Here is a 19,292-nt window from a genome sequence, read left to right as displayed (position 1 = left end):
TCACACGAAGTCGTCATCGGCGCCGAAGGACTTGACCCCACCGGGGAGGTCCTCGTCCGGTGGAAGCAGGATGCCCGAGTTGCCCATCGCCATGCTCTGGCCGGACTTGAGGATGCTGGAGATCAGGATCTCGGCCATGGTGGTGATCGCCGCCGCCGGGTCCTGGTTGTGGTCGGCGAGGTACATGCGCATCGGCTTGGACCCGGTGGCCGGGTGGATCATCCGCTGCAGGGTCGTCGGGACCGCGCCCTCGACGCCGAACGGGATCACGTTGGGGTACATGGGGAAGCCCTGCCGCTTCTCCTTGTCGTAGTAGGTCAGGTCGGTGAAGGCGGACTCCCAGGCACCGGGGTCGGTGGGCTCGCCGTCGCTGAGGAAGAACACCGCGGGCCGGTGCACGGCGAACCCGTCGGCCTTGAGCTGCTTGATGTTGGACTCGATCTCGGTGCGCAACAGCCGCAGCGGCGCGCCGAACGCGGTCCCACCCCGGGTAGCCAGCGACGGCAACACGATGTGCTCGTCGAGCAGGTCGCACAACGGCAACCGGACCTGGGCGTCATCGGCGAAGTCGATCATCGCGAAGCGCACCTTGTCGGACAGGATGGGCGCCTTCGCGAGCGCGTCCACAATGGTCGGGATGATCCGCCCGACCGCGTCGAGCTTCTTGCCCTGCATCGAGTACGAGACGTCGACGACCAGGTAGAACGGGAGCAGTTTCCCGCGTTCGGACTCCATGTCGCTCCTTCTAGGGGTGGGACTTCGGGCTGGCGGCACCGTTCACGGGCCGCATGGGGGTGGTCGACTCGCCATTCGCACCCCGCCGCGCCCGAGCGGCCGCGGGCAACACCGCGGTCAGGTTCGGCACGGTGGCGGTCGGGTCGAACGCGGCAGGCTCGGGCTGGACGGCGGTGGGCGCCGGGGTCGGCGGGGCGTACATGTTCGGCATCGCCGCGGTCGGCTTCGGCGCGGTCGGCTTCGGTGCGGTCGGCTTCGGTGCAGTGGGCTTTGGTGCAGTGGGCTTTGGGGTGGTGCTGGGCAGCGGCGCCGGGCTCGACGCGGCGGTGAGCGGGCCGTTCGGGTCCGGCAGGTACGCGGTCGGCTTGGGTGCGGTGCCTGCTGCGGGCGACGGGGCCACCGCCGGGGTCGACGGGGTCTGCCAGGACGTGGCCGGGTTCGGCGCGGTGCCGGACGGAAGGGGCGCTGCCCCGGTCTGGGCCGGGGAAGCGGGCGGGGTGGCCTGGCCATTGGGGGTGGACAGGGCGACGGGCGGGGCCAGCGGCGACACCGCGTTCATCGCGGCGGTCGCAGTCGCCTGACCAGCCGGGTTCGGCGAGGCGGCGGGCGGAGTGGCTTGGCCGTTCGAGTTCGGCGAGACCGCGTTCATCGCGGACGCCTGGCCAGCCGAAGTCGGCGAAGCGGGCGGCGTGGCCTGGCCGTTCGAGTTCGGGCGGGCGGCGGGCGAGATGGCGTTCATCGCGACGGTTGTGGCTGCCTGGCCAGCTGGGTTCGGTGGGGTGGCGGGCTGACCGTTGGGGGTTGAGGTGGCGGTGGGTGGGAGCGGGGAGGCGGGCAAGGCGGCTTGGGGGCCAAAGGGTGGGAGGGCGGCGGTTGGGGAGGTGCCGGGGCGCAGTGCCGCGGGGGTGGGTGGGCCGGTTAGGGGGTTGGGGCGGGTGGGCAGGCCGGTCGAGGAGCTGGGGCGGGGGCCGGTGGGGCCGAAGCCGTTGAGGTGGGTGACGTTGCGCTGGTACCACTCCTGCAGCTGCTCGTCGGTGCGCAGCATCGCCAGTTCGGCCCAGACGGTGACCGAGCGCAGGGCGATGTCGGTCTGGCGGGCGACCAGTTCGTCGGTGGCGCGCTTGCCGACCTCGAGTTGGGCGTCGACGCGCTGCTGGGCCAGGTCGGTCTTGGCCTTGTCCTCCATGTCCCGCACCGCCCGCTCGCTCGCGACCTGCCGCTCGTCGACGTTGTCCGCGTCGTCGTCGGCGCGCTCGACCATGCGGTCGTAGAGGGACTTGGCGCCGACCGAGGTGATCAGCTTGACCAGCACCGGGAGGATCTCGATGCACAGGAACAGCAGGAAGAGGAACAGCTGCGCCTGCGCGGCGGCGGCGTTCTTGTCGCTGAGCCGGTCCAGCGCGGTCATCCTGGCCATCAGGCCGGTGTTGCCGTTCTCGGCGTCCGCGGTCTCGGTCTCGGCGATCCGCTTGCGCTCCTGGGCGACCTGCAGGTCCCGCTGGACGCCGGGGAGCTTCGCCTTCGCCGCCTCCACCGCGCTGGCCTGGCCGTCGCGGATGCGCTGCTCGGCCTCCTCGATGGTCCGGTTCAGCTCGGCGAGCGCCCGGTCCCGGTCGGCCTTGGCCTCGTCGGCCTCGCGCTGCTTCTGCCGCTGCGAGTCGCCGACGCCCGGCCTGCCGGTGCCGCAGGTGCCGTCCAGCTCGCACTCGGCCTCGGCCTGGGCCTTGCGGTAGGTGGCCTCGGCGGCGTCGTAGCGCTGCTGGGCCCTGATCACGTCCGCGTCCTGCGAGGCGGCGGGCAGTTCGCGGCCCTCGATGACCGCCCGCAGCCCGCTCTCCTGCTTGGTCAGCTCATCGATCGCCTTGAACGCGTCGTCGAGCTTGCGGTTGCCCTCCTCCAGCGCCTCGGCCCGCATGCTCATCAGCTCCGCGGTGATCTCCGGTTGGAAGATACGCAGGACCAGCGGGGTGGACACGACCGCGCCGATCACCAGGGCGAGGGCGATCCTGGGCAGGGCGAGCAGGAACCGCTGCCAGCCGCCGGAAACCGAGCCCATGCCGATGACCAGCATCCGGTCCAGGTTGAGCACGATGACCGACCAGCCAGCACCGGCCGCCACGCTCGCGGCGATCGACAGCCCCAGCGCCGAGTGCAGCGCGAAGAAGGCCGACACCCCGGCCAGTCCGGCCGTGGTGAGCAGGACGCCGCCCATCGCGGCGTGCCGGATCAGGTCGCCGGGGGCTTTGCGCAGGACGGGGGGACGGGCGCCCGCCAACCGGGCGAGCAGGAGCGCGACGCGCATCAGGCCTCTTCCGCTGGGGTGGATCGGTCGAAGGAGAAGACAGGGCCCGCGCCGATGACCTCGTCGAGGGCGATCGGTGGGGCCATCGCGACGTGCAGTCGCAGGGGATCGCCCGGCGGCGGGCTCGCCACCGTGACCTCGGGTGCGGGCACCCCGGCGAGCCGGGGCGGCTCGGGCAGGTCCACCACCGGGATGAGGTGGTCCAGCTGCGGGAACACCACCGGCGGCATCAGGATCGGCATGGTGACCTGCTTGGGCGGCTCGATCACCGGGACCGGGCCGACCTGCACCACGTCGGCGCCGAGGGTGCTGGTGGCGCGCACCTGCACGAAGCCGGAGGCGGGCAGGTCGATCGCGACCGTGCCGTGGCCGAGGCCGCCGTCGGCGGTGACCGTGCGCCCGCCTGCCGACACCTCGATCCGGGTGGTGTGGTCGGCGGCCCAGGCGATCTCGACCGGTTGACCGAGCAGCACGAACGGCCGGGTCACCTCGGCGCGGGTGATCCGCGGCGGGTCCTCGAACTGGCCGAGCACGGCGTTGAGGTAGCGGCGCCACCGCACCGCCGTCGGTCGCGCCGCGGGGACGTCGTCCACGGCTTGGCGCAGGAGGTCCAACCCGGTCTGGTCGAGCACGCTGGCCGCGGCGGAGGGATCGATCCGCCCGGAGGTCGACGCGCCCGGGGTGAGGCAGCGCAGCACGAACAGGCCCAGCTTGTAGCGGTCGGTCTCCGGGCTGAGCGCGTTCCCCTCCGGGGGGACCCAGTCGGGCGTGTTGAGCTGCTGGTGCGTGGTGATGGTCCCGCGCAGGCGGACGCCGTCGCAGTCGATGAAGTAGACGCCGGTCTTGGGGTGCACTTTGAACAGCTCGTTGGCGTGGTTGATGTCGCCGAACGCCACGTCGAGCTCGTCGTGCAGGAACGCGAGCGCGCCAGCGAAATCCCGGCACAGGGTGAGCCGCTCGTCGGCGGTCGGAGTGGGCAGTGCGAGGCGCTTCGCCCGGCTCGGGTCGACGAACAGGTACTGGACCTCGCACGGGTTGGTCGACCGGGTACCGGTCGGGCTCACCACGGTCGTCATGTACTCGTCGGGGATGCGCGGCAGCACGAGCCCGATGACATCGCCGTTCACGTCCTCGACCAGCCTGCACGGCCACGCCGCGATCTGGTCGAGCTCAGCGCGCCGCGGCGGCGCCAATTGCCCGCGCAGCCGGACGATCCGCCGCAACCGTTGCGCGTCCTCGTGCGGTTTGCGGTACTTCTTGTAGACCAGCGGCCCGCGCCGGTCCGGGAGCGTGTAGTGCGGCAACTCGTACACGGCCGCTTCGCCGCCCTTGCCCAACTCCCGCCCCGGAGTGCCGAGATCGGACTCGGCGACCGACACTGGCGTCATCCCCGACGGAGTCACCCGGTATCCCCTTTTTCGTGTACGGCAAACAACCGCGTCCGCCAGACACGACATCATTCACCTACGTCGACCACCGCCACGCGGCTCGCACTTCCCGGCCGCCGCGCGCACGACTGTCGAGGGTATCGAGGACAGCGGGCGATCGTTACGCCATCTGGCAGGAAAGCGCCCGGAAATCATCTGCCAAAAAGGTGACACACCTGAACATCGCTCACGAGTCGCGGATTTTCGCCATCCGATCCGTCAGTCCCTTCTGGACGCTTGACGCACCGTTGAGCGCGGTCAGCGAATTGGCGGGCGGCGGAAGAAGGCGTCTTCGGGGCTTGGCGGTGGTGGTTCGTGTCCGCCGAGGAGGGTGGTGAAGTAGCGGTGCCACTCGGCCGCTGTGGGGCGGACGGCGGGGTCGTTGGCCAAGGCTTGGCGCAGGAGGACCATTCCGGCCCCGTCGAGCGCGCGAGCCGCCAGAGCGGGATCGGTTTGAGTTGCCGCGCCGGGGACAAGGGTTCGCAGGACGAATAGAGCCAATTTGTACCGGTCTGTCGCCAGGCAGAGTTCGCCGCCCTCCGGGGGTACCCAGTCGGGGGTGTTGAGTTGTTTGTGCGGGGTTTCGATCCCGCGCGGGCGGACGGCATCGCAGTCGACGAGGTAGACGCCGGTTTCGGGGCGCAATCTGAACAGCTCGTTGACGTGGTTGATATCGCCGAACACCACGTCGAGGTCGTCGTGCAGGAGCGACAGGGCGCCGGCGAAATCGCGACACAGGAAAAGCCGCTCTTGCGGGTTCGGAGTTGGCCACCCGAGGCGCTTCGACCGGCTCGGATCAATGAGCAGGTACTGGAGCTCCCGCGGTGTGACCAACTGCCTGCCGGTCGGGCTCACGATCGTCGCGATGTACTCGTCCGGGATGCGTGGCAATACCACCCCGGTGACATCGCCCGCCCGGTCGTGGACCACCTGGCGCGGCCACGCCGCGATCTGGTCGAGGGCGGCGCGGCGGGCAGGGGTCAACTGCCCGCGCAGCTGAACGATCTGCTCCAGCCGTCGCGGATCTTCGTCTGGTCCGCGGTACTTCTTGTAGACCAGCGGCCCGTTCCAGCCCGCAATCGCATAGTGGACCAACTCGTGGAGAGTCGTGTGGCCGCCGCTGCCGAGCTGTGCTCCCAGCGCGCCGAGGTCGGCCTCGGCCACGGACTCCGGCGTAGCTCCCGAGCTGTTCACACCATCCCCTTGGCACGAGGAACACGACCGCGGGCAGCGTAACCACCAAGATCAGGGCGCTAGGAGCCAGGGGAAGCCGTGGCCAGGAGGTCTCGGAGTTGGGCCAGGAGGTCGCCCCGGCTGGTGGCGCCGAGACGGGATCTCATGCGGGCCATGTGGTGTTCGACCGTCTTCGAGGAGATGAAGAGGCGGTCGCCGACCTGTTTGTAGGTGAGGCCAGCCAGAACCAGTTCAGCGACCTGCAGTTCGCGGCCGCTGAGCGGTGAAGTCCCGGTGGGGGTGGCGGATTCCTCGCGGATCGACCCGGCCTGCAGGGTTCGGGCGCAGTCGAGCAGGGCGAGCATCCGCTTGCGGTCGGTGGTGCGGGTGGCGGCCTGGCCCGCGAGCCGGGCGGCGTCCCAGTGCAGGCCGGTGGCGTGCAGGGCCCGGGCGGCCGACTCGATCTTGAGGGTGGTGATGGTGCCGGACAGGACCTCCAGCCAGCAGCGGGCGGCTTCGGCGAGCGCGCTGGGGAAGGGGTCCGCGCAGGCGGCGAGGGCCTCGATGTGCGCAGCCGGGTTGGGGTTGCCGGACGCCAGTTCGGCGTGGAAGGCGTACCAGTGCGGGAGAGCCGTCCACGCGGGCGGGTTTCCCAGGGAGTCCAGGAGGGTCCAGGCGCGGCGGAGGAAGGGAGCGAATCGGTCCTGGTCGCCGAGGCGCGGTGCGGCCAAGGCGAACTCGCACAACGGGAGCAGGGTGAACAGGTCGACCTCGTGGCGGACAACGGCTTCGTGCGCCTGGTCCCACACCCGGCGGAGCGCGGCCAGGTCGCCCGCTCGACGGGCGGTGCCCACGGCCAGGCCGATGGCGAACAGGTGGTCGCGCGGGGTCCGCGGGGTGGGGATCTCGACCGGTTCACCGCGCAGGAGGGCGGGCCAGGCGGCGAGGAGCGCGTGCCTGGCGCGCAGGAGTTCGCCCCCGGTGCCCGCGGTCGCCGCTCGGGCCAGCAGGGGTTCGGCGATGCCGGTGGCGCCGGTGTGCAGGGCGAGGATCGCGCCGAGGGCAGCGGGGGAATCGGGGAGCAGGGCCGCGCGGCCGACCGGTTCCAGCACCTCGGCCGCCCTGACCACTGTGGACAGTGCAGCCGCGTCACCGGCGATGGAGTCCAGGACGCCGCGGGCGGCGAGGGTGGTGGCCGTGCTGAACAGCGTGGGAGGTTCGGTTGACCCACCCACACTGTCCACAGTGGTCAATGCGGCGCGGGCCTCGGGGAGGCGGCCGGTGGCGGCGAACCCGATCGCGGCCAGGGCACCCGCTCCGGCCCAGTGGTAGAGCTCCGCGCTGCGGGTGGGTTGACCGCGGTGGGCCAGGGCGGCCGCCGCGACGTGGGCGGCCCGGGGATCGCCCGCGACCAGGAGGGCGTCGGCGCGGCGCAGGGCGGTGTCGAGGTCCCCGGCGCGGGCCTCGGCCTCGGCGCGGCCGACCTCGTCGACGGGGTGGCCCGCGTTCTCCGCCGCCTGGTGCAGGCGGACGGCGAAGTCGGGTTCGGCCTCGGCGGCCGCGGCGGCGTAGACCGCACCAGCGGCGGGACCGGAGGCGTCCGCGGCGAGCAGCGCGGCGGCGAAGTCGCTGGTCGGTCCGGTGCGGGCCAGCCGGAGCCGGGCCAGGCCGCCGAGCACCGCGGTGCGCTGGTCGGCCGGGACGATGGCGCGCAGCACCGTCGCGGCGAGCGGGAGCAGCGTGCCGTCGGCGGCGAGCAACCCGGTGGCGCGGGCCTCGTCGACCAGGGCGGCGGTCGCGGTCGGGGCCTTGTCCAGCAGGTCGGCGAGCAACGTGGTGTCGGCGTTGACCTCGGCCGCGAGGAGGGCTTGCACCTGCTCGCCGGTCAGCCGGTCGAGGTCGAGCCGGAACTCCTCGACCGCCGCGGGCGGCACGACGTCGTGGTCCGGGCACAGGTGCGGCGCGAGCCGGTGGACCAACCCCGGGACGCCACCGGTCTGGGCGTGCACGAACGCGGCTTGCCGGGGATCAGCACCCAGCGCCGAAAGGCACGCGGCTGTGCGGTTGACGTCGAAGGCGCGCAGGACGATCTGGCCGCGCAGGCGACCGAGCAGGGCGGTGAGGCCGGGGGGTCGCGGGCGCGGGCGGGCGGCGATGACCAACCCGGCGGACTCGTCGGCGAGGTGCGCCTCGAGTTCGGCGAAGTCCCCGTCGCACAACAGGTGCGCGTCGTCGACCAGCAGCAGGCCGCCCGAGCCGCCGCGGCGGTTGGCGCCGTCGGCGGTGGCGAGCAGGTCGAGCAGGGCGCTCTTGCCGTAGCCTGCCGGAGCGATGACGGCGAGCCGGACCGGGGTGAGCCCGCCGCCGGTGATGGCGGCGCACAGCCTGCTGGTCGGCTCGTCGAGCACGAGTTCGTCGGGACTGGCGTGCCCGGGGATCACCGCGCGCCCCGGCGGGCCAGCGCGAAGCGGCGCGGCGGCGGCTCCAGCGCGACGACCTCGACCGGCGGTCTGGGCGGCGGTTCCTCGACCACATCGCCAGCCACGCCCTCCAGACCGTCCACATCGGACCGCAGGACCGGCATCAGGCTCGGCGCGCTCTCCGGGTCCGGCACCGCCGTCGGGGGCAGCGCGGGCCGCGCGATCGGCGCCAGCGCCAGTACCGCGCCGCGGGCCGCGGCGGCGGCCGGGTCGTCGAGCACGGGACCGGGGGCGAGGTGGGCGACCAGCGGGATCTTGGCGGTGCCGCCCGCGATGACGGCGGTCGGCGCCCCGCCCAGCAGCGCGCGGGTGGTGGCCAGGGCGGGCAACAGCACGGGGGCGGCCAATTCTGTGAACACCGCGCGGGTGATGGTGACATCGGTGCGCAGGTGCGGGACGGGGACGCGGACCTCGGCCGCCGAGGAGAGGCGCTCCTTGGCCGTCGCGCACGCGGTGCGGAAGGCGCTCAGCAGCGCGCAATCCGGCTGCGCGGGCAGCACGGCGGTGGTCTCGAGGTCGCTGGAGCCCGCGATCGAGGGCGGCGGTGGCGCGACGGCGGCCACGACGTGGCGGTACAGGGCGTCGTCGACCGCGGCGCCCGCTCGGGGGGTCACGTGGTGTGCAACGACGTCGAACGCGATTGGGTTACGCATTAGTAGCGCGTGGTCCGCGCGGTGCCCGCCGAGCAGCGTCACCACCAGCGGCGTCCCGGTCTCGACCGGGACCTCGGCGTGGTGCGCCTCCGCCGCGGCGACGACCGTCGGCAGCAGCACCACCCCGGGCAGACCGGCGTCGGCCAACGCGTCGTGCAGCAAGCCACGCCGGTATGTCCCCCACTCCGGTGGGTGGGTGACGGCAATGCGCTCGGGCGCGCCGCCCTCGGCCTCGGCAACCACGTCGACGACCCACCCGACGAGCGCGGCGACCAGGTTCTCCGCCGGGTACAGCTCGCCTGCGAGCAGCACCGGGACGTCATCGCCGACCCGGTCGAGCAGCGCCCTGGCGAACCGCTCCGGCTGCCGCGCGGCCGCCAGCTCGGCCGCCGCGCCGACCAGCAGATCCCCTTGCGCGCCAAGGAAGATCGCCGAGGACAGCCAGCGCGCGGAGCCCTCGAGCGCGACCACGTCCGGCTGGTCGAACCCGGCACCGACCCGCCTGCGCACGGCGGCGGCGCACCGGGTGCGGCCGACGTCGACGCCGAGCAGGTACGACGGGGGCATGCGAGCGGTCCTCTCGGTCACGGGGTGATCACGGGTGCCCCTGTTCGTACCAGGCGACCAACCCCCGTCAGCAACCCCGAGTGGTACGCACAACACTCCCTAACCCCCTAATAGGTGAATACCCGTCAGGCTTTCGGTGGGGGATTGAGACAGGGAGTGATCCCCGATGGCAGCCTGCGCCACTCGGCCTAGCGTTGTTGATCATCCGCTCCGGTCGATGCCCCCGGTCCCCGAGCGGCGCCGAACACCCCAGTCCCCCCGAGGAGAACCCGTTGTCCAGCTCCGGCTCCGGCCAGCCCACCCAGGCCACCGCGCCTGCTCAGCCCACCCAGGTCACCGCCCCCACCGGCACCGACCTGCCCGCCGAGGGCCAGACCCTGCACGAGTTCGCCCTCTCGCTGCTCACCGACGACGCCGCCCGCACCGCCTTCGCCGCCGACCCGCACGGCTCGCTCACCGCCGCGGGCCTGGGTGAGTTCTCGGTGCAGGACCTGCAGGACGCGCTGCCGTTCGTCGCCGACTACGCCCCCGCCGCCGACCTGCGCGCGGTGACCGAGGCGCTGACCTCGGCGACCGAGGTGACCGGCGGCCTCAACCCCGCCGCCACGGCCGGTCACCTGGAGACCGGGAGCGACTGGTTCACCAGCGCCAGCACCCTCGACGCGGTCGACGGCCTGCACGGCGCGACCGCGGGCGCCACCAACGACCTCGGCTACGCCGCCGACCTCACCGCGGGCGACGACTCCCTGCTCGCCGCCTACGCGCTGGAGTCCGAGCAGGTCACCAGCCAGGGCCACGTCGCGTTCGCCGAAGACCGCTTCGCCGCGGCGGCCGGCTCGGACCTGGGCACGGTCGCCGCGGCGGCCACCTCCTCCGGCGCGGCCGTCGCCGCTGGTGCGGCGGGCTTCCAGGCCGAGGCGGGCTTCGCGTCCACTGTGGACTTCTCGGACCCGACCGCGCTGCTCGACGGCGTCGCGCTGCCCGAGGTCGAGGTCTCCGCCGCAGGCGCGGGCGCGCTGAGCACCGCTGGCCTGACCGACCAGTTCCACCTGCCCGAGCTGGACCCGACCGGCGCGCTGGACTCCGACTCGCTGGACTCCGACTCGCTGCGCGGCGCGGACCTCGCCGCGGGCACCGTCGCCGACTACGTCAGCGCGGGCGGCGAGCTGCTCAACGGCGCCACCGCGAACCTGGGCGGTTTCCTCACCGGCGCCTCCCCGCTCGAGGACGTCGAGGAGATCAGCGAGCACCTGCGGGCCACGCTGCCGCAGCCGGTCCCCGCGCCGGAGCCCGCGCAGCACCTCCCGGTCGACACCGGCGCGCTGCCCGAGCTGCCTGAGCTGTCCGACCTGCCGCACCTGCCCGGCGGTCTGCCCGGCCTGCCCGGTCACCTCCCGGTCGACCTGCCCGGCGGCCTCCCGCACCTGCCCACCGACCTGCCGCACCTGCCCGAGCTCCCGGTCGACCTGCCGCACCTGCCGCACCTCCCGGTCGAGGTGCCGGACCTCCCGGTGGCCAACCCGCTGCCCGACGTGGCGAGCCAGGTGTCCCACTCCGTGGGCGGCCTGACCGACGGCGGCCTCGGCGACCACGGGCTGCTCGACGTGGGCGGCCTCACCGGTGACCTGGACCTCGGCCACTGAGCCGACCCGCGGTGGAGGCGGGGTCTGTCCGCGGGACGGGCCCCGCCTTCTTCACCTATCCGGGGGAACACGGCATCCTCAAAAGGGTGATGACCGCACCGCCCTGGTTGGGCCTGTTGGACGACACCATCCGGGCCTGCGCCGCCCACCAGCGCCACGACCTGGTCGACCGCCTGCTCGACCGGCGCGCTGGACTGCTGGAGCCGGGCCGCCGCGTGGTGGTCACCGGGTACCCGGGCAAGGGCAAGAGCCACCTGGTGAACGCGCTGGTCGGGGCCGAGGTGTGCCCGGTCGGCACCGACCTGACCACCGAGGTCGCCACGGTCGTGCGGCACGCGGAGAGACCGACGCCGCTGGTGGCCGCCGCCGACAGCACGACCCCCCGCGACGTCGGGCTGCCGCGCGCGCTGCTGGGCGCCGGGCTGGTCCTGGTCGACTCCCCCGGTTTCGGCGCGCCGGGCTGCCCGCGGACCGCGCGGGCGCTCGCGGCGCTGGCCGAGGCGGACGCGGTGCTCGTGGTCACCGACGCCACCGGTGAGCTGACCCCGCTGGAACTGGAACTGCTCACCCACGTCAGCAGGCTGTGCCCGACCGTGCTGGTCGCGCTCACCAAGATCGACCTGGTGCCCGGGTGGCGCCGGGTGGCCGACGCCGACCGGGGCAGGCTCGCCGAGGTCGGGGTCAGCGCGACGCTGGTCCCGGTGTCCTCGGTGCTGCGCTCGGCCGCGGTCGAGGCCGAGGACACCGAGCTGAACCGGGAATCCGGCTTCGCCGACCTGATCGGGGTGCTGCGCCGCGACGTGCTGACCGACCCGGCCCGGGTGGCGGCGAGGGCCGCGGCGGCGACCAGCGGGCTGGCCCTGGAGCAGCTGATCACGCCGCTGCGCGCGGAGTTCGACGCCGGGGTCGCGCCGACCGACACCCGGGCGCTCGCCGAGTGGCAGGCGGCGGGGCGGCGGGTGGAGCGGCTGCAGCGCGAGAGCGCGCGCTGGCAGACCCAACTGGCCGACGACGTCGCCGACCTGGTGTCGGACCTGGACTTCGACCTGCGCGAGCGGACCAGGCGGATCCTGCGCGAGGTCGACGACTACTTCGACGCCGCGGACCCGGGCAAGGTGTGGCCGGAGTTCACCGACTGGATGCACGACTCGCTCACCTCGGTCGCGGAGGTCAACTCCGGGTGGCTGGTGCAGCGGTTCGAGTGGATCGCCGCCCGGGTGGCCCGCAAGGCGCTGCCGGACGCCGACGTGGTCGGGTCCGCGCTGCTGGGCGAATTGGGCGCGCGGTGGCAAGAGGACATGCGGCGGCCCAACATCGAGCGGTTCTCCCCGGCGCAGAAGGTGTTCGTGGGCCTGCGCGGCTCCTACAGCGGTCTGCTGATGTCCGGGCTGGCCACGACGCTGGCCGGGCTGCCGCTGATCAACCCGATCTCCCTCGGCGCGGGCGCGGCGTTCGGTGCGCGCAGCGTCTTCGAAGAGCGCGGTGCCCGGCTCAAGCGCCGCCAAGCCGTGGCGAAGACCGCCGCGCAGCGCCACGTCGACGACTTCTTCCTGCGCTACGGCAAGGAGGCCAAAGACGCCACCCGCGTGGTGCACCGGACCTTGCGCGACCGCTGCATCGAGGTGGCCCACTCGTTGCGCGAGGCGGCTGCCGAGTCGGCGCGCACGATCAAGACCGAACTGGAGGCCGAGGCGGCCCGGCGCACGAGCAGGCTCACCGAGGTCCGCCGGGACCTGGAACGCCTGCTGGCGCTGCGGACCCGCATCGAAGCCGCCCGGTGAGCACGCTCGCCGACGCGGCGTGGGACCTGCTGGCGCGGGCCGCGCACGAGGCCCAGCCGATCGCCGGTGTCGCGGCCGAGTGGGCCGCGCGGTTCGACGGGCCGTTGCGGGTCGAGGTGGTCGGGGAACCGGGTTCGGGGCGCTCGACGCTGGTGGAGGCCTTGGCGGGCGCGCCGTTCGAGACCGTCGGCAGCGGCGGTGACGTGCGGCTGCGGTTGGTCCGGCGCCCGGACGAGGTGAGCGGCGGCGACGCCGTGTCGACCATCGTCGTGCTGTCGCGGGCGGACGAGCTGGGCGGCGGGCGGATCGGCGCGGTGGACGGGGCGCGGGCCGTCGCGGCCAGGCACGCCCGGGGCGACGTCGGCGAGCACTGCCAGGCGGTGGTGGCCGTGGCGGCGTTGCCCGCCGTCGGCGGCCTGCGGCTGACCAGGGCGGACGCCACCGCACTATCCACTTTGGCCAGCAAGCCGGAGGCGCTGCTGTCGGTGGACCGGCTCACCGCGCACGTGGGGCCGGAGCTGCCAGCGAAGCTGGGCGTGTTCGGGGTCCGGGCGGCGGTCGAGCTGGTGCGCCGGGGCGCCGCGGTGCCCGCCGGGCTGATCCAGCTCAGCGGGGTCCCCGACCTGCTGGCCGCGGTGGACGCGCACTTCCTGGCGCGCCCCGCGGTCCTGCGGGCGCGCGCGGCGCTCGGCGCGCTGCTGCCGGTGGTGCGCGGGCACCCGCTGGCCGCCGAGGTCGAGCGGGTCCTGACCAGCGCGCACGAACCCCGCGAACTGCGCCTGCTCGCGGAATTGGACTCCGGTCGGGTCACCTTCGGCGAGCGCGACGGGGAGGCGCGGCACCTGCTCGGCGGGCTCGGCACGGCGCCCGCCACCAGGCTGGCCCTCAGCGGTGAGCCCTACCAGGCCTACCTGCGCTGGCACGCGCTCACCGAGTCGCCCGACCACACGCACGCGCAGCGGTGCGCGGCCGCGGTGGTCGCCCGGACCTGCGAGGCCCTGGTGGCCGTCGGCTTCGTCGAATAGCGGCCACCCTGGCGCCGGGATACCGTCACGCAGGTCGTCCGGGTAGGCAAGGGAGTTGTCAGCGTGCAGTGGGGTCCTAGGCACGACCGTCTGCTCACGTTCACCTACCGCTGCGTCGGCGGTTGCGTCGCGGACCGGCTGCTGGCGGGCGAGGTGACCGTCGACCTCGTCGCCGCGCTGCTCGACCAACCCGACCTCGACGACGACCGCTCCCGGTCCCGGGTGGTCGCGCGGGTGGTGGCGGCGCTGACCCCGTACGCGGACCCCTGGACGATCCACGACGCGGTGCGCCACGCCGCCTGGCGCGACCTGGTGAGCCGCCCGGGGTTCGACCCGCACAGCCTGGTCGACGCGGTGCGCGGCTTCACCCGGCACCTGCCCGTCCCGGCATGATCGCCGTCGCCGGGGCGAGCGGGTACGTCGGCCGCAAGCTGATCACCGCGCTCGACCGACCGGTGCTGGCCCTGGGGCGGCGGGCCGACGCGCTGCCCGACGGCGAGCACGTGCGCAAGGTCGCCGTCGACGTCAACGACACGGCCGCGCTGACCGAGGCCTTGGGCGGCGTCGACACCGCGTACTACCTCGTGCACGGCATGGCGGCCGGAGCCGACTTCGCCGACCGCGACCGGGTGGCAGCCGCCTCGTTCGCGCGAGCGGCCAAAGCGGCGGGGGTCGGGCGGATCATCTACCTGGGTGGACTCGGCGAGGAGCCGCTGTCGCGGCACCTGGCAAGCAGGCAGGAGGTCGGTCGGGTCCTCGCCGAGGCGGGCGTCCCGGTGGTGGAGCTGCGCGCGGCGGTGATCATCGGCGCCGGGAGCATCTCGTTCGAGATGCTGCGGTACCTCACCGAGCGGCTGCCGGTGATGATCTGCCCGCGGTGGGTCGACACCCTGGTGCAACCCATCGGCGAGGCGGACCTGGTCGCACACCTGGTGCGCGCCGCCGACGCGGACGTCCCCGCCGGGGTGCACGAGATCGGCGGTCCGGATGTCTTGACCTACCACGACCTGATGCAGCTGTACGCGTCCGTGCGCGGGCTGCCCCGGCGGCGGATCGTACGGGTCCCGCTGCTCACCCCCGGCCTGTCCGCGCACTGGGTCAACCTGGTCACGCCGGTCGACCGGGCGGTCAGCCGGTCGCTGATCGACAGCCTCACCACCGATGTCGTGGTCACCCGGCCCAGTCCGGTGTTCGGGATCGAGCCGACGCCGGTCGCCGCGGCCATCAGGTCCACTTTGGACGACCAGCGGGACGCGATCGCGGCGGCGGCGTTCGACTTCACCAATGGCGTGCGCGACGGCGTGTTCACGCTGACCACCACCGTCGACCTGCCGCCGTCGGACACCCCGGCCGCCCGGCTCGACCTGCGCCGGTGCGGCGGTTCGCTGCGCTGGTACGGCTGGGCGTGGGCGTGGTGGCTGCGGATCGTGCTCGGCAGGCTGTTCGGCGAACGGCTGGGCCTGCACCGACCGCGGCGGGTCGAGCTCGGCTCCACTGTGGACTGGTGGACGGTCGAGGGGTTCGGCGACCGGCACATCGTCCTGCGCACGGAGAAGTGGTTCTGCGGCGAGGCGTGGCTCGGCTACCGGATCAGCGGGACGACGCTGCAGCAGGTCGGGGCGTTGCGCGCGAAGGGCCTGCTGGGCTGGGTCTACTGGCGCGCGGTGTACCCGATCCACCTGGTCGTGTTCCGGGTGATGGCGCGCAAGCAGGTCACCAGGGCGCACGCGCTCGCTCAGGCTCAGTGATCGTCGAGCCACCGCACGAGTTCGAACCGGCGCACTGCAGCAGGCACCGTCGCCGAGCAGGTCAGCGGGCTGTCGCTGCGGGCGAACACGGCTCGCACGGCCAACGCGGCGCCATCGAGCTCGACATCCCACAGTTCGTGGCCGCTGCGCTGGACCCGCACCGGCGGGAATGAATCGACACCGAACTCCCCCGACCGCGCCCGGGCCAGCTCCTGGGCAGCCTGGACCGGCGCGGTGAACGCCGACCGCCCGCGGAAGTGCGCCGGGTCGATGAGCCCGGACTCGTAGCGCTGGGCGACCTCGATCCCGCGTTCCGGTGGGACTTGGCCGTAGTAGAGCCCGTGCGGCAGCGCGAGCAGGTTCCCCGCGAACCGGTCGCCACCGACGTGCGTGCACTCCCAGGTCTCTTGTGGACGGTCAGCGGCCAGTGCGGCGGCGAGTGGCCTGCCGCGGATCGCGCAGCAGGGGTCGTGGCGGCCGTGCGCGCACACCAGGTACACCGGGTCGGTCGACGGGATTCCTCGCGGTTCCGGCAGACCGAGGTCCACCAACTCACTCGGGTCGTCGAACCGGTGCCACCACACGCGTTCGCGCCCGGGGGCCGAGTCGACGAACGCCCAGCGGCGGGGCCCCGGCTGGGCCCGACCAGGTCGGCGGATGAGCAGAACCCGGGCGTGGACAGCGGAAGCCTGCTCGGCGATGCTGGACACGACCTCGCCCGGCAGCGACGACTCGCGCCACGGGTCCGGCCCCCACGGCCCCGGTTGCTCGATCAGGACCCAGTGCCGAACCGGCGGCGCGCTGGCGCCCAGCGGGTCCCCCCGGCGCAGGCACCCCTCGGCGCAGCGCTCCACTTCAACGGTCACAGGGGACCAGGATCCCCTCACGCAGCAGCCTGCGCACGAGGACCCCCTGATCTGCCGCCGAGATGTCCGGCAGTTCACCGACCACCTTGGGGTCACCGGACAGCAGCGCGCGCAGCGCCGGACCGGTGGAGGCGGGCAGCGACAGCTCGTCCCCGGGCACCTCCAGGATCACCCGGTCGCCGTCGGTCCACAGCCGGTGGCGCAGCCCGGTCCGCTTGCGCACGACCGATCCCGTGGCGGCCGAACGCACCGCGGCGGCCTGGGCGAGCGGGGACAGCGGCTCGGGTCGGGTGCCGTGCCACACGCGGTCGCGGACCCGGCGGGCGACCTCGGCGGCGGGGGTCTCGCGCAGCACCCGGCCCAGCGCCTCGACCGTGGCGGCCAGGTGCGGCGCCACCTGGTCGGGGTCGGCGGCGTCGATGCCGAGCGGGAGCGTGGTCCGCAGGTCGGTGTCGCGGCCCGCCAACGCGAGGAGGGCCTCGACCAGGGTGTAGCGGGTGAGCACGTGCACGCCGACGGTCAGGTGCGCCGAGACCTCGCCGAGCGCGGTCGCGGAATGCAGGTAGCCGCGCGGCAGATAAAGAGCGTCACCGGGGTTGAGCGTTTCCTCGATCAACGGGGTGTCCCGCGCGCGCTCGGCCACGGCGGCCTCGTGCTGGTCCCATGTCTGGCTGCGCAGGGGGTCCTGGTGGACCGGCGGGTGGATCCGCCAGCACTTCTGGCCCGCCACTTGGAGGACGAACACGTCGTGCACGTCGTAGTGCGCGGAGAACCCCTGCGAGGAGGGTGGCGTGATGTAGGCGTTGATCTGGACCGGGTGGCCGAGGTCGACGCCGAGCTGCCCGGCGAACTCGACCAGCGGCGGCCACAACCGGTGCAGGCCCTGCAGCACCACGGTCGCGCCGTCGTCGAACAGCCGGGCGACCTTGTCGTCGGCGACCTGGTCGGTGATCTCCGCGCCGACCCCGCCGCCCCGGGTGAACTGGTCGGACGACATGACCGCGCCGTTCTTCGCGACCCGCAGGAACGGGGTGCGCAGACCTCGGCGCGACAGCAGCTCGTCGACGTCGTCGAGGGTCAGCAGGTCGTCGAAGCCCTTGGGCAGGCTGGGTGTCAGCAGCGGCCGCGCTCCCCAGTACCGCGCGGCGAACTCGTCCGGCTCGACACCCACGCAACGCCGGACGGCCGGGCGGTCCGTGCTGGACCGCCCGGCCGGGGGTACGACGGCTGTCATCGGGCGCTGCCGTCGGCACCGCCGTCCGCGCCCCCATCGCCCCCGCCGTCGGCGGCACCGTGGTCGGACCCGGCACCCGAGTCGGCACCGCCGTCCGCGCCCCCGTCAGCGCCTCCGTCGGCACCGCCATCGGCACCACCGTCGTGGCCGCCGGGCACGCCGGACGCGCCGTGGTCGGCGGTGCCCGCCGCACCGTCGGCACCGCCGTCCGCGCCGCCGTCGGACCCGGCCGTGTGGCCGCTGCGGATGTCGTCGTCTTCGAGAGACATGGCTCCTCCTCGTCCTGGGGATCGGCCCCGTGGGGCCGGACTCTCGTGAGGCTCAGCTCGTGGTGGGAGTCACCGCTCTGGTACCCCCGATCGGGTCAAACCATGCGGGTCGTCCACCCATCGAGCGTCACGTTTGCCCGCTGAGGGGCTGGGTACCTCCACTCAGGGCGTGACGCGCGGGAGGTGCGATGGGGACGCCGACGTTGCTCGACGGCCGATATCTGGTCGGCGAGCTCATCGGTTCGGGTGGGATGGCTGAGGTGCACCGGGCGGTCGACACCCGATTGGGGCGACCGGTCGCGGTGAAGCTGTTCCACCCCAGGGCCGATGGCGCGACCGTGGACCGGCTCGACACCGAGGCGCGGCTGCTGGCGGGGTTGTCGCACCCGGGGGTGGTCCGCGTGTTCGACGTCGCGGTCGACAACCAGCGCCCGTACCTGGTCATGCAGCTCATCGGGGGCGGGACGTTGCGGGACCGGTTGAACGACGGCCCGCTGCCCGCCGGTGAGGTGGCCGGGTTCGGCGTGCGGCTGGCCGACATCCTGGGGTACGTGCACTCGCGCGGCATCGTGCACCGCGACGTCAAACCGTCGAACGTGCTGGTCGACGAGGAGGGCGTCTACCTGGCCGACTTCGGGATCGCCCGCGCGCTCGGCGGCGCCAGGCTCACCTCGACCGGGCACTGCGTGGGAACGGCCGCCTACCTCTCCCCCGAGCAGGTGCGCGGTCAACTGGCCGGACCCGCGGGCGACATCTACTCGCTCGGGCTGGTGCTGCTGGAGTGCCTCACCGGGGCCACGGCGTACGAGGGTTCCGACATCGAGGCCGCGGTCGCCCGGCTCACCAAGGACCCGGACATCCCCGACTGGCTGCCCGCCGCGTGGACCGAGGTGATCACCGCGATGACCCGGCGGGACCCCGCCGACCGCCCGGACGCCGCCGAGTGCGCCCGGCTCCTGAGTGCGCTCACTACCGACACGCAGGCGGCGCCGACAGCCGCGCCGCGCGATGAAGTCGCCCACCTGACCACCGAAGCGCCGGTGGACTTCCCGACCGAGAAGCCTCGACCGTCGAGACTGGTGCACGCGGGCCTGATGGCCGGGGCGCTGCTGATCGGCGGGGTCGCCGCGCTGCTGTCGACCGGTGCCTCGAGCGCCGAACCGTCCCCCTCGCCGGTGGCCGTCACCCCGACCACCACCGCGGCCCCGACCACCACGCAGGGGATGGCGCCGCTGCCGGTCCGCGCGGCGACCGGGGTCATCGAGGTGCCCACGGTGCAGACCAAGGTCGTCACGATCACCCGCGAGCAGCAGCGGCCCCGCTTCCCGTGGCCGCCCTACCCGGGCGGCTGGGACTGGGGCTCCGGCGGCTGAGCGGGGCGGCGGTACT

15 protein-coding genes are annotated in these 19,292 nt (G+C 73.5%); 6 read left to right on the top strand and 9 right to left on the bottom strand.

The features are described 5' to 3' along the window. The 6 genes from LV75_RS05845 to LV75_RS05820 all read right to left on the bottom strand — a co-directional run bounded on the left by LV75_RS05845 (position 1) and on the right by LV75_RS05820 (position 9,337). Entirely contained in the window at positions 1 to 735 is a 735-nt protein-coding gene (locus tag LV75_RS05845; RefSeq protein WP_253885614.1) for a vWA domain-containing protein, read from the bottom strand. Positions 736 to 745: 10 nt separating this feature from the next. Beyond that, positions 746 to 3,037 (bottom strand): DUF4407 domain-containing protein, encoded by a 2,292-nt coding sequence (locus LV75_RS05840; RefSeq protein ID WP_253885613.1) that lies wholly within the window; start codon positions 3,035 to 3,037, stop codon positions 746 to 748. Next, a complete protein-coding gene (locus tag LV75_RS05835; RefSeq protein ID WP_253885612.1) occupies positions 3,037 to 4,440 on the bottom strand; it encodes a hypothetical protein in 1,404 nt (467 codons plus the stop codon). The genes LV75_RS05840 and LV75_RS05835 overlap by 1 nt, the downstream gene beginning before the upstream one ends. Before the next feature lie 282 nt (positions 4,441 to 4,722). After that, positions 4,723 to 5,628, bottom strand: coding sequence for a protein kinase family protein (locus LV75_RS05830; RefSeq protein ID WP_253885611.1), 906 nt, complete (start codon positions 5,626 to 5,628; stop codon positions 4,723 to 4,725). A gap of 89 nt (positions 5,629 to 5,717) precedes the next feature. Then, complete coding sequence (locus tag LV75_RS05825) at positions 5,718 to 8,078, bottom strand: LuxR C-terminal-related transcriptional regulator (protein ID WP_253885610.1); 2,361 nt, start codon at positions 8,076 to 8,078, stop codon at positions 5,718 to 5,720. Further along, entirely contained in the window at positions 8,075 to 9,337 is a 1,263-nt protein-coding gene (locus LV75_RS05820) for an Hsp70 family protein (protein ID WP_253885609.1), read from the bottom strand. The genes LV75_RS05825 and LV75_RS05820 overlap by 4 nt, the downstream gene beginning before the upstream one ends. A gap of 272 nt (positions 9,338 to 9,609) precedes the next feature. Between LV75_RS05820 and LV75_RS05815 the strand changes: the two genes are divergently transcribed. The 5 genes from LV75_RS05815 (at position 9,610) to LV75_RS05795 (ending at position 15,534) form a co-directional block, all read left to right on the top strand. Beyond that, positions 9,610 to 10,980: an IniB N-terminal domain-containing protein gene (locus LV75_RS05815; RefSeq protein ID WP_253885608.1), complete on the top strand. Its 1,371-nt coding sequence runs from the start codon at positions 9,610 to 9,612 to the stop codon at positions 10,978 to 10,980. A gap of 89 nt (positions 10,981 to 11,069) precedes the next feature. Further along, the gene (locus tag LV75_RS05810; RefSeq protein WP_253885607.1) at positions 11,070 to 12,761 is read left to right on the top strand and encodes a dynamin family protein; all 1,692 of its coding nucleotides are present in this window, start codon (positions 11,070 to 11,072) and stop codon (positions 12,759 to 12,761) included. Further along, positions 12,758 to 13,786: a hypothetical protein gene (locus LV75_RS05805; RefSeq protein WP_253885606.1), complete on the top strand. Its 1,029-nt coding sequence runs from the start codon at positions 12,758 to 12,760 to the stop codon at positions 13,784 to 13,786. Before LV75_RS05810 ends, LV75_RS05805 begins: the two co-directional genes overlap by 4 nt. 63 nt (positions 13,787 to 13,849) lie before the next feature. Further along, positions 13,850 to 14,179, top strand: a complete 330-nt coding sequence (locus LV75_RS05800; protein WP_253885605.1) for a hypothetical protein — start codon at positions 13,850 to 13,852, stop codon at positions 14,177 to 14,179. After that, positions 14,176 to 15,534 (top strand): DUF2867 domain-containing protein, encoded by a 1,359-nt coding sequence (locus tag LV75_RS05795; RefSeq protein ID WP_253885604.1) that lies wholly within the window; start codon positions 14,176 to 14,178, stop codon positions 15,532 to 15,534. The genes LV75_RS05800 and LV75_RS05795 overlap by 4 nt, the downstream gene beginning before the upstream one ends. Here the strand turns inward: LV75_RS05795 and LV75_RS05790 are convergent. The 3 genes from LV75_RS05790 to LV75_RS05780 are packed head-to-tail and all read right to left on the bottom strand — an operon-like array spanning position 15,528 to position 17,903. Beyond that, a complete protein-coding gene (locus LV75_RS05790; protein WP_253885603.1) occupies positions 15,528 to 16,400 on the bottom strand; it encodes a ferredoxin family protein in 873 nt (290 codons plus the stop codon). The genes LV75_RS05795 and LV75_RS05790 overlap by 7 nt on opposite strands. Beyond that, entirely contained in the window at positions 16,390 to 17,634 is a 1,245-nt protein-coding gene (locus LV75_RS05785) for a cupin domain-containing protein (protein ID WP_253885602.1), read from the bottom strand. The genes LV75_RS05790 and LV75_RS05785 overlap by 11 nt, the downstream gene beginning before the upstream one ends. Next, positions 17,631 to 17,903, bottom strand: coding sequence for a hypothetical protein (locus tag LV75_RS05780; protein ID WP_253885601.1), 273 nt, complete (start codon positions 17,901 to 17,903; stop codon positions 17,631 to 17,633). The genes LV75_RS05785 and LV75_RS05780 overlap by 4 nt, the downstream gene beginning before the upstream one ends. Before the next feature lie 188 nt (positions 17,904 to 18,091). On the opposite strand from LV75_RS05780, the gene LV75_RS05775 reads away from it, so the two are divergent. Then, positions 18,092 to 19,276 carry a serine/threonine-protein kinase gene (locus tag LV75_RS05775; RefSeq protein ID WP_253885600.1) on the top strand — a complete coding sequence of 395 codons (1,185 nt, stop codon included), beginning with the start codon at positions 18,092 to 18,094 and terminating at the stop codon, positions 19,274 to 19,276. The last annotated feature ends 16 nt before the right edge of the window (positions 19,277 to 19,292 follow it).

The organism is Actinokineospora diospyrosa (genome assembly GCF_024171925.1).
Taxonomy (GTDB): domain Bacteria; phylum Actinomycetota; class Actinomycetes; order Mycobacteriales; family Pseudonocardiaceae; genus Actinokineospora; species Actinokineospora diospyrosa.
Note: the sequence above shows the minus strand (reverse complement) of the source record. Positions and strands in the feature narration are given on the sequence as shown.